A 12967-nucleotide genomic window follows, 5' to 3' on the forward strand; every position below is an offset into this window, starting at 1 on the left:
GGGTGCTCAGCCGCGCAGGGCCGCCAGCCTTGTGGCCAGTTCGCCATGCAGCGACCGGCGCTCCGCGGGTGAAAGAAAGGCGCCAAGCTCGATCTCGCGCCGGCCGTCGCTGAGAACCAGGTAATTTTCGACCGGGCCATCGTCGCGCAGCGCCGCGCGCACCCAATAGGGGTTGGTGCGCCAGATGCGGTCGGGCCGGCGCGGATCGCTGCGGGTCAGGGTCAGGCTGTCGCGCGCCAGATCCAGCCGCTCATGCGGGCGGCGGTTGCTGAGCCGGATCGCCAGCCACAGCGCCCAGACCGGCAGCAGGGCAAAGGGCAGGATCTCCCACAGGGCCGGGCGGCCGAGCAGCGCCAAGAGCGGCAGGGCCATGGCCGAGGCGGTCAGGGCGATGACCCAGACGAAACCGCGCCGCGACAGCGAGCGGTGCGGCCAGAGCTCAAGGCGAAACGAGACGGCCCCGGATTGCTCCGGGGCCGTGTCCTGCCATGCGTAGGGCATGCGCGGATCAATGCGCGTGCGAACGGTCCCAGTCCTCACGCTTGGGCAGTTGCTCGAACGTGTGCTCGGGCGGCGGCGAGGGCAGGGTCCATTCCAGCGTGTCGGCGTGCTCGTTCCAGTAATTGGCCACCCGCACGCGGCGCCCGGCGAACAGCGTGTAGAAGACGATGCCGATGAAGAACAGGAAAGAGGCGAAGGAGATATAGGCCCCGATCGACGAGATGTTGTTCCAGAAGGCGAACTCCACCGGATAGTCGATATAGCGGCGCGGCATGCCCTGGCGGCCCAGGAAATGCTGCGGGAAGAAGATCATGTTCGAGCCGATGAACATCGCCCAGAAATGCAGCTTGCCGGCCCATTCCGGATACTGCCGCCCCGACATCTTGCCGATCCAGTAATAGGTGCCGGCAAAGATGGCAAAGATCGCGCCGAGGCTCATCACATAGTGGAAATGTGCCACGACGTAATAGGTGTCATGATAGACCCGGTCCAGCGGCGCCTGGCTGACCACCACGCCGGTGACGCCGCCCACGGTGAACAGGAACAGGAAGCCGAAGGCGAAGAGCATCGGCGTCTTGAACTCGATCGAGCCGCCCCACATGGTCGCGATCCAGGAAAACACCTTGATGCCGGTGGGCACGGCGATGGTCATGGTGGCCAGCATGAAATAGCTCTGCTGGGTCAGCGACATGCCGACGGTGAACATGTGATGCGCCCAGACCAGGAAGCCCAGGATGCCGATCGCCGCCATGGCCAGCACCATCGGCAGATAGCCGAAGATCGGCTTCCTGGCGAAGGTCGAGATGACATGGCTGATGATGCCAAAGCCCGGCAGGATGATGATATAGACCTCGGGATGGCCGAAGAACCACAGGATGTGCTGGTAAAGGATCGGATCGCCGCCGCCCGCCGGGTCGAAGAAGCTGGTGCCGAAGTTGCGGTCCATCAGCAGCATGGTGATGGCGCCGGCCAGCACCGGCAGCGACAGCAGGATCATCCAGGCGGTGATGAACACCGACCACGCGAACAGCGGCACCCGAAACAGCGTCATGCCCGGCGCGCGCATGTTCAGGAAGGTGGTGATGATGTTGATCGAGCCGAGGATCGACGAGGCCCCCGAGACATGCACCGAGAAGATCGCCAGATCCATGGCATAGCCGCCCTCGGTCGTGGACAGCGGCGGGTAAAGCACCCAGCCCACGCCCGCGCCCAGCTGGTCGCTGCCGCCCGGCGACAGCAGCGAGGTCAGGCCAAGCGCCACGCCGCAGACATACATCCAGTAGCTGAGGTTGTTCAGCCGCGGGAATGCCATGTCCGGCGCGCCGATGTGCAGCGGCATGAAATAGTTGCCGAAACCGCCAAACAGCGCCGGGATGACGACGAAGAACATCATCAGCACGCCGTGATAGGTGATCATCACGTTCCACAGATGCCCGTTCGGGGTGCATTCGGCCGAGGCGTCGGCGATGAAGCGGGCGCCCTCGGTGCACATGTATTGCACGCCGGGATGCTGCAGCTCCATGCGCATGTAGACGGTGAAGCAGACCGAGATCAGGCCGACGACGCCGGCCGTGAACAGGTAGAGGATGCCGATATCCTTGTGGTTGGTGGACATGAACCAGCGGGTGAAGAACCCGCGGGTGTCATGATGGTGACCGTGGCCTTGGGTGGCTGCGTCTGCCATGCCGGGGACTCCCTGAGAGATGCGTGGCCGGCCGGGCGGCCGACGGACTCGAATCCGTTCTAGACCAGTCGCTTCCACCCCGCAACGCTCGGCTGCGACAAAAAAGCGCGCCCCCGCACACGCCTTGGCGGTGCGGGGGCGCAGATCGCCGGCCCCGAAAGGCGGGCGGGGTTCAGTTCGACTTCGGCGCTTCCTCGGCCGGGGCGGCCTCGCCCTCGGCGGGCGCTGCGGCAGGCGCGGCGCCCGCGTCGGGCGAATTCGCGGCCAGGAAGGCCACGACATCGGCCTGGTTCTTGCCCAGCTTGAAGGTCATCTTGGTCTTCAGCTTGGGGTCGCCGACCTTGTCCTCGACGTATTTGTTCGGATCGGTGATGTAATGCGACAGATCCTCGGTGGTCCAGATCTCGCCGGCTTCGCCCAGCTTGATCAGCGCGTCCGAATACTTGAAGCCCTCTTCGGTGCCCGCCTTGCGGCCGACGACGCCGTAAAGGTTCGGGCCGGTCTTGCCGCCCTTGACGATGTCGGTGCCATCGGGCGCCTGCACCATGTGGCAGGCCTTGCACTTGTTGAATTCCTTTTTGCCCTTTTCGGCATCGCCAGCGTCCTGCGCCAGGGCGGGAACGGCAAGAGTCATGGCGGCGAGAGTGGCGATCATGCTGATCTTCATCGCGTGTCCTCCGGGATCTTGATGTTTTTGACGGAAGCGGGTCCTGACCCTCCTCCTCGCGCGATGGTTAGCACGGGGCCGGGCGCTGTAACACCGCAAAAACATCACGATTTCCGCAAGGCTGATTTTGCCGCAGGTGCAAAATCAGCCCAGCGCCGGAAAATGGCGGCCAAAGCTTGCGCGCAGCGCCAGGTCCAGGTCGTCCATGCCGACCGGCAGGCCCATGTCCACAAGGCTGGTGACGCCATGGCCCGAGATGCCGCAGGGCACGATGCCGGCGTAATGGGTGAGGTCCGGCTCGACGTTGATCGAGATGCCGTGGAAACTGACCCATTTGCGCAGCTTGACGCCGATGGCCGCGATCTTGTCCTCGCGCATGGAACCGTCGGTCAGGGGGGGCTTGTCGGGCCGCGCGATCCAGACGCCGACACGGCCATCGCGGATCTCGCCCCGCAGGTTGAATTCGGCCAGCGCGTCGATGACCCAGGATTCCAGCGACTTGACAAAGGCGCGCACGTCGCGGCCGCGCCGGTTCAGGTCCAGCATGACATAGACGATGCGCTGGCCCGGGCCGTGGTAGGTGTATTGCCCGCCGCGCCCGGTCGCATGCACGGGAAAGCGCGCCTCCAGCAGATCCTGCGCCCGGGCGCTGGTGCCGGCGGTGTAAAGCGGCGGATGTTCGACCAGCCAGACCAGTTCGCCCGCCCGGCCCTCGGCGATGGCGGCGGCGCGCCCCTCCATGAAGGCGACGGCATGCTGATAGTCGGTCAGGCCCGGGGCGGTGATCCATTCGGTCATGGCGCCAGATAGTCGGCGCGGGGCCGGGCTGGCAAGGGGGATCGGCGGCGATGATGAATCCGCTGCATGATGATCCTGCAGATGTTGAATTTCCCTAATCGGCGACAAGGCGCTATAAGTTCCGGTCACACCAGTTGCGGACCCTTGCCATGACCTTGCCCCTTTCGCCCGTCTTTGACGCCCTGCGTGCCGCGGCGCGCGAACGCATCCTGATCCTCGACGGCGCCATGGGCACGCAGATCCAGCAGCTTGGTCTCTCGGAGGGCGATTTTACCGGCCATGGCGCCGGCTGCGCCTGCGGTTGCCACCCGCCGGCGCCGGGCAACCATCCGCAGCAGGGCAACAACGATTTGCTGAACCTGACCCAGCCCGCAGCGATCGAGGCCATCCATTACCGCTATGCCAGGGCCGGCGCCGATATCGTCGAGACCAACACATTCTCCTCGACGGTGATCGCCCAGGCCGATTACGGCATGCAGGCGGCGGTCCATGACCTGAACTTTCACGGGGCAAGGCTGGTGCGTCAGGCGCTGGACCGCGCCACGGCCGAGGACGGGCGCCCGCGCTGGGTGGCCGGCGCCGTCGGGCCGACGAACCGCACCGCATCCATCAGCCCGGACGTGAACAATCCGGGCTATCGTGCGGTAACCTTTGACGATCTGCGCCTGGCCTATGGGCAGCAGATCCGCGGGCTGATCGCGGGCGGCGCCGACCTGATCCTGATCGAGACGATCTTTGACACGCTGAACGCCAAGGCGGCGATCTTTGCCTGCGAAGAGGTGTTCGCCGAAAACGGCCTGCGCCTGCCGGTGATGATCTCGGGCACGATCACCGACCTTTCGGGGCGCACGCTCTCGGGGCAGACGCCCACCGCCTTCTGGCATTCGCTGCGCCATGCCGCACCCGTAACCTTTGGTCTGAACTGCGCCCTCGGCGCCGAGGCCATGCGCCCGCATCTGGCCGAGCTTTCGGGCGTCGCCGACACGCTGATCTGCGCCTATCCGAACGCGGGCCTGCCGAACGAGATGGGCCAATATGACGAATCGCCCGAGGACATGGCCCGCCAGATCGCCGATTTCGCCCGCGAGGGGCTGGTGAACGTGGTCGGCGGCTGCTGCGGCTCGACGCCTGAGCATATCGCCGCCATCGCCGCCGCCGTCGCCGACATCCCCCCGCGCGAGATCCCCGAGATCACGCCGCAGCTGCGGCTTTCCGGGCTGGAACCCTTCATCAAGACCCCCGATATTCCCTTCGTGAACGTGGGGGAACGGACCAACGTCACCGGCTCGGCGCGGTTTCGCAAGCTGATCACCAATGGTGATTACGCTGCCGCGCTGGAGGTGGCCCGCGATCAGGTGGAAAACGGCGCCCAGATCATCGACGTGAACATGGACGAGGGGTTGATCGATTCGAAACAGGCGATGATCGACTATCTGAACCTGATCGCGGCGGAACCCGACATCGCCCGCGTGCCGGTGATGATCGACAGCTCGAAATGGGAGGTGATCGAGGCCGGGCTGAAATGCGTCCAGGGCAAGCCGGTGGTGAACTCGATCAGCCTGAAAGAGGGCGAGGAGCAGTTCCTGCATCACGCCACCTTGTGCCGCCGCTACGGCGCCGCCGTGGTGGTCATGGCCTTCGACGAGACCGGCCAGGCCGATACCGAGAACCGCAAGGTCGAGATCTGCGCCCGCGCCTATGAGATTCTGGTCCATCAGGTCGGCTTCCCGCCCGAGGACATCATCTTTGATCCCAACGTCTTTGCCATCGCCACCGGCATCGAGGAACACGACAATTACGGCGTCGACTTCATCGGCGCCACCCGGCGCATCATGCAGTCGCTGCCGCATGTGCATATCTCGGGCGGGGTGTCGAACCTGTCGTTCAGCTTCCGCGGCAATGAGCCTGTGCGCGAGGCCATGCATGCGGTGTTCCTCTATCACGCCATCCAGGCCGGCATGGACATGGGCATCGTGAACGCCGGCCAGCTGGCGGTCTATGACCAGATCGACCCGGAGCTGCGCGATGCCTGCGAGGACGTGGTGCTGAACCGCAAGCCCGCCAGGGGCGGCAGCGCCACAGAAAACATGCTGGACCTCGCCGAACGTTTCCGCGGCGAGGGCGGCGCGAAAGCCCGCGAAAAGGACCTCAGCTGGCGCGAATGGCCGGTCGAGAAGCGGCTGGAACATGCGCTGGTCAACGGCATCACCGAATATATCGTCGAGGATACCGAAGAGGCCCGTCAGGCCGCCGAACGCCCGCTGCATGTCATCGAGGGCCCGCTGATGGCCGGGATGAACGTGGTCGGCGATCTGTTCGGCGCCGGCAAGATGTTCCTGCCGCAGGTGGTGAAATCCGCCCGGGTGATGAAACAGGCGGTGGCGCATCTTCTGCCCTTCATGGAGGAGGAGAAGGCGCAGGGCGGCGGCTCGATGAGCGCCGGCAAGATCCTGATGGCGACGGTCAAGGGCGATGTGCATGACATCGGCAAGAACATCGTCGGCGTCGTGCTGGCCTGCAACAATTACGAGATCATCGACCTTGGCGTGATGGTGCCGGCGACAAGGATCCTGGAAACCGCGCGTGCCGAGAATGTCGACATGATCGGGCTTTCCGGCCTGATCACCCCCTCGCTGGACGAGATGGCGCATGTCGCCGCGGAAATGCAGCGCGAGGGTTTCGACATTCCGCTGCTGATCGGCGGCGCCACCACTTCGCGCGTACATACCGCCGTGAAGATCCATCCCCGCTACGGGCGCGGGCAGGCGGTCTATGTCACCGACGCCAGCCGCGCCGTGGGCGTGGTCGGCAGCCTGCTGTCGGGGCAGAAGGCGGCCTATGTCGAGGGCATCCGCGCCGAATATCTGGACGTGGCCAACCGTCACGCCCGCGCCGAGGGCGAGAAGAAGCGCGTGCCCCTGGCCGTGGCGCGCGACAACGCCTTTCAGGTGGACTGGTCCGGCTTCGACGCCAGGACCCCGCAGTTCCTCGGCCCGCAGGTGATCGACGATTTCGACCTGGCCGAGATCGCCCGCTATATCGACTGGACCCCGTTCTTCCAGACCTGGGAGATGAAGGGCGTCTATCCGCGCATCCTCGACGACGAAAAGCAGGGCGCGGCGGCGCGGGTGCTGTTTGCCGATGCACAGGCCATGCTGAAACGCATCATCGACGAAAAATGGTTCTCGCCGCGTGCGGTCATCGGCTTCTGGCCGGCGAATCGCGTCGGTGACGACATCCGCCTGTTCACCGACGAGACGCGGACTGCGCCGCTGGCCACCTTCCACACCCTGCGCCAGCAGGTCGGCAAGCGCGAGGGGCGCCCGAACGTGGCACTGGCCGATTTCGTCGCCCCCGAGGGGCACCGCGACTATGTCGGCGGCTTTGTCGTCACCTCGGGTCCCGAAGAGCAGGAGATCGCCGAGCGATTCAAGGCAGCGCATGACGATTTCTCGGCCATTCTCGTGCAGGCGCTGTCGGACCGTTTTGCCGAGGCGCTGGCCGAGCTGATGCATGAGCGCGTGCGCAGACAGCACTGGGGCTATGCCGAGGAGGACTTCACTCCGCAGGAACTGATCGCCGAACCCTATCAGGGCATCCGCCCGGCGCCCGGCTATCCGGCGCAGCCCGACCACACGGAAAAGCGCACGCTGTTTCGCCTTCTGGACGCCACCGCCGCGACCGGGGTGGAACTGACCGAGGGCATGGCCATGTGGCCCGGCTCCTCGGTCTCGGGGCTCTATATCGGCCACCCCGACGCCTATTATTTCGGCGTCGCCAAGGTCGAGCACGACCAGGTTCTGGACTATGCCGCCCGCAAGGGCATGGCGGCGTCAGAGGTCGAGCGCTGGCTCGGCTCGATCCTGAACTATGTGCCGCAGGCCGCCGCCGCGGCCGAGTGAAAATTGCCCCGTTGCGGATGAGAATTGCCCTTTTCATCCGCAACGCAAGCGTCTATGAGACGCGGGCTACGGATGCGGTCGTGGCGGAATTGGTAGACGCGCAGCGTTGAGGTCGCTGTTCCTTAACCGGAGTGGAAGTTCGAGTCTTCTCGACCGCACCAGATTTCCCAGATATTTGACGCAATATCAGCGTATTGATTCTCGGTGGGCCCTGCCGGTTGCCGATCCCGGCGCCGGGCGGGCCGGCCATGCGGCCGGCGCGCGTTCCGGGCCCGCTCAGCCGTGGCTGCGGTTCTCGGCGTGGCTTTCGTGCCAGGAGCCGATGGCGGCATTCGACAGTATCGACATGCCGACGAACAGCGCGATGCCGACGATGGTGATCAGCGCCAGCGCCGCGAACATCAGCGGAATGTCCAGCTGGAATCCCGCCTGCAGGATCTCATAGGCCAGGCCCGAGCCCATGCCGCCGGTGCCGGCGACGAATTCGGCGACCACTGCCCCGATCAGCGCCAGCCCGCTGGAGATGCGCAGCCCGGCAAAGAAATACGGCAGCGCGCTGGGGATGCGCAGCCGCAGCAGCGTCTGCAGCCGCGAGGCCTTGTTGGCGCGAAACAGGTTCACCAGCCCCGAATCGACGCTGCGCAGCCCCAGCGTGGTGTTCGAGATGATCGGAAACAGCGCCACGATCGCCGCGCAGACGGTCAGCGCCAGCCGCGTGTCCTTGATCAGGATGATGATCAAGGGCGAGATCGCCACGATCGGCGTTACCTGCAGGATGATCGCATAGGGAAACAGGCAGGCCTCGATGATGCGGCTCTGGTTGAAGACAAAGGCGATCAGCGTACCCGCGACCACCGCCACGGCAAAGGCCTGCAGTGTCACGATCAGCGTCACCGACAGCGCGCGCATCAGCCCGGGCAGGTTCGCGGCGAAGCTGGTCCAGATGTCGCTGGGCTTGGGAAACAGATAGATCGGCACCTCGTAGAGCGTGCACAGCAGCTGCCACAGCCCGAGGATGACGACGCCGACGCCGATCGGCCCGGCGGTGCGCAGGAGATGGTCGAGATTTCTGCCGCCGTTCATGGTTTTGCTCCTGTGGACATGCTGCCCAATTCCTCGGATGCCTCGTGCAGGGCCCGCGACAGTTCCGCGCAAAGCGCGGCAAAGCGCGGGCTGCCGCGGAAGGCGTCGTCGCGCGGCCATGGCGCGTCGATGTCGATGATGCGCGAGATGCGCCCGGGCCGCGCCGCCATGACCACGACGCGGGTGGAGAGAAACACCGCCTCATAGATCGAATGCGTGACGAAGACGATCGGCAGGCTGCGTTCGCGCCACAGGTCCAGCAGGTCGGCATCGAGCTTGTTGCGGGTGAATTCGTCCAGCGCCCCGAAGGGCTCGTCCATCAAGAGCAGGTCGGGTTCCGTCACCAGCGCCCGGGCGATCGAGACGCGCATGCGCATGCCGCCCGAAAGCTGGCGCGGCAGCCGGTCTTCGAACCCGGCGAGGCCGACCCTGGCCAGCGCGTCGCGCACGCGCTGGTCCGCATCCTTGCGCGGCACGCGCGTCAGGTCCAGCGGCAGGCGCACATTGGCCTGGATCGAGGCCCAGGGCATCAGCGTGGCGTCCTGGAACACGATCGACAGCGTCTTGCCGGCGGTGCCGGTCTGCGCGAACGGACCGCCCCACCAGGCCACCTCGCCCCTCGAGGGCTGCAGCAGGTTGGTCATCATGCCCAGAAGTGTGCTTTTCCCGCAGCCGGATGGGCCGATCAGGGTCAGGAACTCGCCCGGCTCGACGCGCAGGTTGACCGGCTCGAGGGCGCGAAAGCCGTTCGGAAAGGTCTTTTCCGCGCCGCGGATGTCGATGACGGGGGTCTGCTCGCCTGGCGCCATGTCATTGTCCACGATCTTCTTGAGGGGGGATATGCGGGCCATGCAGCACCTCACTCGGGCATGATCTTGAGGTCCTTCACAAATTCGGTCGTGAAGGCGTCCTGCCATTTCGTGTCGGCTTTCAGCAGCCCGGCCGAGACCATGTAATCATAGCTGGCCTGCCAGCGCTCGGGTTTCATGGTGCCGATGCCGTCGGTGGCCGCGTCGCCGCCGGTGACCAGCTGCAGCTCCTTCATGCGCTTCAGCGCGAAGGCCAGCTGTTCGTCGGTCATCTTGGGATTGGCCTCCTTGATCAGGGCGTTGCCCTTGGCCGGGTCCGCAAGATAGCTTTTCCAGCCCTTGATCGAGGCGCGCACGAAGCGTTCCACCACGTCGGGCTTCTGGTCGATGACATCGTTGCGGGTGACCAGGGTGATGCCATAGGGCGGATAGCCCTGATCCGCGAACAGGAAGAAATTATAGGGGATGCCCTGCTGTTCCAGCGTGAAGGGCTCGGAACTGGGGAAGGCCTGTTGCGCCGCGTTCGCATCGGCCATGAAGGGCTGGACGTTGAAGGTATAGGGTTTCACCTGCGCGTCATCGAGGCCGTATTTCGTCTTGAGCCAGGGCCACCACGAGGCGCGCGCCGTGGTGGCGATCAGCAGCGTCTTGTCCTTCAGCCCGTCCAGCCCCTTCACGTCGGGATGGGTCAGCATGCCGTTCACGTCATGCTGGAACATGGCGCCGATGGCCTTGACCGGCAGCCCCTGTTCGACGCCGCTGAGGACCTGGAAATCGAAGCCGTTGTAGAAATCGGATTCGCCCGCCAGCAGCAGCTGCATGCCGTTCACCTGCGGCCCGCCCATCTTGATGGTGACATCCAGCCCCTCGGCCTCGTAAAGCCCCTCGGCCTTGGCCTGATAAAAGCCGCCGTGCTCGGCCTGCGCATACCAGCTGGTCATGTAGGTGACCTTGTCGGGATCGGCGGCCAGGGCGCCCCCGGCGCCCCACAGCAATCCCGCGGTCGCCGCCGCCCCCAGGACCCGATGCAGTTTTCCGACGTTGTCCAGCATGGTCTTTCTTCTCCTTGTTGCGATGCGCGCGCATCTGCCGGCACGCTTTCCCTGCCCATGAAAGGTCATTAGACTGCTTCCCGATAGCATTATTTTTGCTGCCGGGTGCTCTCGATCCGAGAGCGGGCAAGCGTCGGAAGGGGCCGGGCCATGCTGCATTCGCGCTTGCTGCGCTATCTGGACGAGGTGGCCCGCTGCGGCTCGATGCGCGGCGCGGCCGATCGGCTGCATGTCGCCTCCTCGGCGATCAACAAGCATGTGCTGCGCCTTGAGGAGGCCATCGGCGAGCCGCTGTTCGAGCGCCTGCCGCGCGGGCTGCGCCTGACCCCGGCGGGCGAGATCCTGATCGCGCATGTGCGCCGCACGCTGAAGGAATACCGCCAGGTCGAGGCCGGCATCCGCGACCTCAAGACCTTGCAGGGCGGCGAGGTGATCATCGCCACCATGGGCGGGCTGGCCGGCGGCATCGTGCCCAAGGCCGCCGCCACATTCTGCGCCCGGCATCCGCAGATCCGCATCTCGATCCGGGCCATGTTCATCCGCGACATCATTCAGGCGGTGACCGATGGCGAGGCCGATCTGGGCCTGGCCTTCAACCTGCCGCCCACGCCGCAGATCGAACTGCTGGGCAAGGTGGACACGCGGCTGGGGGCGATCCTCGCCCCCGAGCATCCGCTGGCGGCGATGGATGCGCTGACCCTGCCGCTTTGCGCCTCATCGCCGCTGATCCTGGCCGACAAGTCGATGCTGATCCATGACATCGTGGTTGCGGCCTTTGCCGATGCCGGACTTGAGGTCGAGCCGACCTTCCTGGCGAATTCCATCGAATCGATGAAATGCCTGGCCGCCGCCGGCCATGCCATCGCCTTTCTCAGCCGGGTCGACATCGCCGAGGAGCAGCGCAACGGCCTGCTGACCTATCGCCCGATCCGCGATGTCGCCATGGGCAAGAACGTGCTGACGCTGGTGCAGCGCGAAAAGCGCAGCCCCGGCCTGGCGACGGTGATGTTCGCCGAGGAGATCATGCGCGCCCTGGGGGCGGCGACGGAATAGGCGCTCAGCCCTGCCCGGCAAGTTCGGCATAAAGCTGCAGGTCGCGCTGCATGGCGCCGCGCAGCCGCTCTTCCTGCCCGGGGGTCAGGCTGACATCCACCGGCGGCGGCACGTTGATATGCGGCAGGCTGATCTCGCAACCCAGCCGGTCCTCGAGGAAATGCGTGAAACTGTCCATGTCCTCGTAGCGGAAGATGCGGTCGATGCGGTGTCCGGCCTCGGTCAGGAAACCCGCCTGGCTGCCGACCTGCGCGGCGGGCAGCCCGCCGGGGTCGCCGTAGGCCAGGGCGAAATCGGCAAAGCTGACGCCGGCCATCGCATGTTCGGGGTCCTCGTCATCGTCGCGCTGGCGAAAGCGGTACCAGCTGCGCAGCCAGCCGATCGGCTCGCGCATCAGCGCGACGGTGGTAAAGGCCGCGCCGGTCTCGGCCTGCAGCCAGGGCTCGACATGTCGCCGGTAGCGCGCCAGATCGGCATGTTTCAGCGCGGCGGGGCGCTGGATGGTGACATCGGCCAAGGGCGCAAGCGCCGTCTCGATGGCGGTCGAGCCGGCCTTGGGCGTGGCCAGAAACACCAGGCGTCTGTCCCAGAAGATCAGCATTGCGGCACCCTTCGTCAGCCCTGCGGCGGCGTTGGCGATACCCGCCCGCATCCGCCGTGTAAACCGGGCGCGTCAACGCTTTGTTAACCCGGATGCCGGAATTTGGCGGGGAAAGGGGGGATTCGTCGCCAGGGCTTGCATCGCGCGGGGTTTGGGCGCAGAAAGGAACAACTCGTGAACAACAGGCGGGTGGGCCGCGATTGCCCCGTCACGCCGGGTATGAAATAAGCATGGGGATGGCATGGCAGGGGCAACACTTTTCGACATGAACGACAAGCGATCCGCAGACAAGCAAAAGGCGCTGGACAGCGCCTTGGCCCAGATCGAACGCCAGTTCGGCAAAGGCTCGATCATGAAGCTGGGCAGCGACAATCCCGTGGCCGAGATCGAGGCGACCTCGACCGGCTCACTGGGGCTCGACATCGCGCTGGGCATCGGCGGCCTGCCCAAGGGTCGCATCATCGAGATCTTTGGCCCGGAAAGTTCGGGCAAGACCACGCTCACCCTGCATGTGGTGGCCGAAGAGCAGAAGAAGGGCGGTGTCTGCGCCTTTGTCGATGCCGAACATGCGCTTGACCCGCAATATGCCCGCAAGCTGGGCGTCAATCTGGACGAATTGCTGATCAGCCAGCCCGATACCGGCGAACAGGCGCTGGAGATCGTCGATACGCTGGTGCGCTCGGGCGCGGTCAGCCTGGTCGTGGTCGATTCGGTCGCCGCACTGACGCCCAAATCGGAAATCGAGGGCGACATGGGCGACATGCAGATGGGCAGCCAGGCCCGCCTGATGAGCCAGGCGATGCGCAAGCTGACCGCC

At 65.4% G+C, this 12967-nt stretch carries 11 protein-coding genes and 1 tRNA gene; 4 read left to right on the plus strand and 8 right to left on the minus strand.

Features of this window, described 5'->3' with window-relative positions:
- Positions 1-6: 6 nt before the first annotated feature.
- The 4 genes from WMK75_RS10420 to lipB form a co-directional block, all read right to left on the minus strand.
- Positions 7-501, minus strand: a complete 495-nt coding sequence (locus tag WMK75_RS10420; RefSeq protein WP_347267611.1) for a DUF2244 domain-containing protein — start codon at positions 499-501, stop codon at positions 7-9.
- 7 nt (positions 502-508) lie between these two features.
- On the minus strand, positions 509-2185 hold the full coding sequence (gene ctaD, locus WMK75_RS10425; RefSeq protein ID WP_347267612.1) for a cytochrome c oxidase subunit I: 1677 nt from the start codon (positions 2183-2185) through the stop codon (positions 509-511).
- Positions 2186-2357: 172 nt separating this feature from the next.
- Positions 2358-2852 carry a c-type cytochrome gene (locus tag WMK75_RS10430; RefSeq protein WP_347267613.1) on the minus strand — a complete coding sequence of 165 codons (495 nt, stop codon included), beginning with the start codon at positions 2850-2852 and terminating at the stop codon, positions 2358-2360.
- A 144-nt stretch (positions 2853-2996) separates the two neighbouring features.
- Complete coding sequence (gene lipB / locus WMK75_RS10435) at positions 2997-3650, minus strand: lipoyl(octanoyl) transferase LipB (RefSeq protein WP_347267614.1); 654 nt, start codon at positions 3648-3650, stop codon at positions 2997-2999.
- Between the two features lie 149 nt (positions 3651-3799).
- Between lipB and metH the strand changes: the two genes are divergently transcribed.
- Together metH and WMK75_RS10445 are read left to right on the plus strand one after the other, a co-directional pair.
- Complete coding sequence (gene metH / locus WMK75_RS10440; RefSeq protein WP_347267615.1) at positions 3800-7552, plus strand: methionine synthase; 3753 nt, start codon at positions 3800-3802, stop codon at positions 7550-7552.
- 74 nt (positions 7553-7626) lie between these two features.
- A tRNA-Leu gene (locus tag WMK75_RS10445) sits at positions 7627-7713 on the plus strand.
- A 115-nt stretch (positions 7714-7828) separates the two neighbouring features.
- Here WMK75_RS10445 and WMK75_RS10450 read toward each other — a convergent pair.
- The 3 genes from WMK75_RS10450 to WMK75_RS10460 are packed head-to-tail and all read right to left on the minus strand — an operon-like array spanning position 7829 to position 10496.
- Complete coding sequence (locus WMK75_RS10450; protein ID WP_347267616.1) at positions 7829-8635, minus strand: ABC transporter permease; 807 nt, start codon at positions 8633-8635, stop codon at positions 7829-7831.
- On the minus strand, positions 8632-9486 hold the full coding sequence (locus WMK75_RS10455; RefSeq protein WP_347267617.1) for an ABC transporter ATP-binding protein: 855 nt from the start codon (positions 9484-9486) through the stop codon (positions 8632-8634). Before WMK75_RS10455 ends, WMK75_RS10450 begins: the two co-directional genes overlap by 4 nt.
- An 8-nt stretch (positions 9487-9494) precedes the next feature.
- On the minus strand, positions 9495-10496 hold the full coding sequence (locus tag WMK75_RS10460; protein WP_347267618.1) for an ABC transporter substrate-binding protein: 1002 nt from the start codon (positions 10494-10496) through the stop codon (positions 9495-9497).
- A 150-nt stretch (positions 10497-10646) separates the two neighbouring features.
- Here WMK75_RS10460 and WMK75_RS10465 point away from each other — a divergent pair, with 150 nt between their 5' ends.
- Positions 10647-11549 carry a LysR family transcriptional regulator gene (locus tag WMK75_RS10465; RefSeq protein WP_347267619.1) on the plus strand — a complete coding sequence of 301 codons (903 nt, stop codon included), beginning with the start codon at positions 10647-10649 and terminating at the stop codon, positions 11547-11549.
- A gap of 4 nt (positions 11550-11553) precedes the next feature.
- On the opposite strand, the gene WMK75_RS10470 is transcribed toward WMK75_RS10465, so the two are convergent.
- Positions 11554-12150 (minus strand): hypothetical protein, encoded by a 597-nt coding sequence (locus WMK75_RS10470; RefSeq protein ID WP_347267620.1) that lies wholly within the window; start codon positions 12148-12150, stop codon positions 11554-11556.
- Positions 12151-12391: 241 nt separating this feature from the next.
- Between WMK75_RS10470 and WMK75_RS10475 the strand changes: the two genes are divergently transcribed.
- On the plus strand, positions 12392-12967 hold a 576-nt coding region (locus tag WMK75_RS10475), incomplete at its 3' end, for an ATPase domain-containing protein (RefSeq protein ID WP_347267621.1).

The organism is Paracoccus sp. (in: a-proteobacteria) (genome assembly GCF_039808215.1).
Taxonomy (GTDB): domain Bacteria; phylum Pseudomonadota; class Alphaproteobacteria; order Rhodobacterales; family Rhodobacteraceae; genus Paracoccus.

Excerpts from the sequence above, each read along its gene's own strand:
- WMK75_RS10430 (WP_347267613.1), bottom strand. The coding sequence starts at position 2,852 with ATGAAGATCAGCATGATCGCCACTCTCGCCGCCATGACTCTTGCCGTT.
- metH (WP_347267615.1), top strand. The coding sequence starts at position 3,800 with ATGACCTTGCCCCTTTCGCCCGTCTTTGACGCCCTGCGTGCCGCGGCG.
- ctaD (WP_347267612.1), bottom strand. The coding sequence starts at position 2,185 with ATGGCAGACGCAGCCACCCAAGGCCACGGTCACCATCATGACACCCGC.
- WMK75_RS10465 (WP_347267619.1), top strand. The coding sequence starts at position 10,647 with ATGCTGCATTCGCGCTTGCTGCGCTATCTGGACGAGGTGGCCCGCTGC.
- WMK75_RS10450 (WP_347267616.1), bottom strand. The coding sequence starts at position 8,635 with ATGAACGGCGGCAGAAATCTCGACCATCTCCTGCGCACCGCCGGGCCG.
- WMK75_RS10460 (WP_347267618.1), bottom strand. The coding sequence starts at position 10,496 with ATGCTGGACAACGTCGGAAAACTGCATCGGGTCCTGGGGGCGGCGGCG.
- WMK75_RS10420 (WP_347267611.1), bottom strand. The coding sequence starts at position 501 with ATGCCCTACGCATGGCAGGACACGGCCCCGGAGCAATCCGGGGCCGTC.
- WMK75_RS10470 (WP_347267620.1), bottom strand. The coding sequence starts at position 12,150 with ATGCTGATCTTCTGGGACAGACGCCTGGTGTTTCTGGCCACGCCCAAG.
- lipB (WP_347267614.1), bottom strand. The coding sequence starts at position 3,650 with ATGACCGAATGGATCACCGCCCCGGGCCTGACCGACTATCAGCATGCC.
- WMK75_RS10455 (WP_347267617.1), bottom strand. The coding sequence starts at position 9,486 with ATGGCCCGCATATCCCCCCTCAAGAAGATCGTGGACAATGACATGGCG.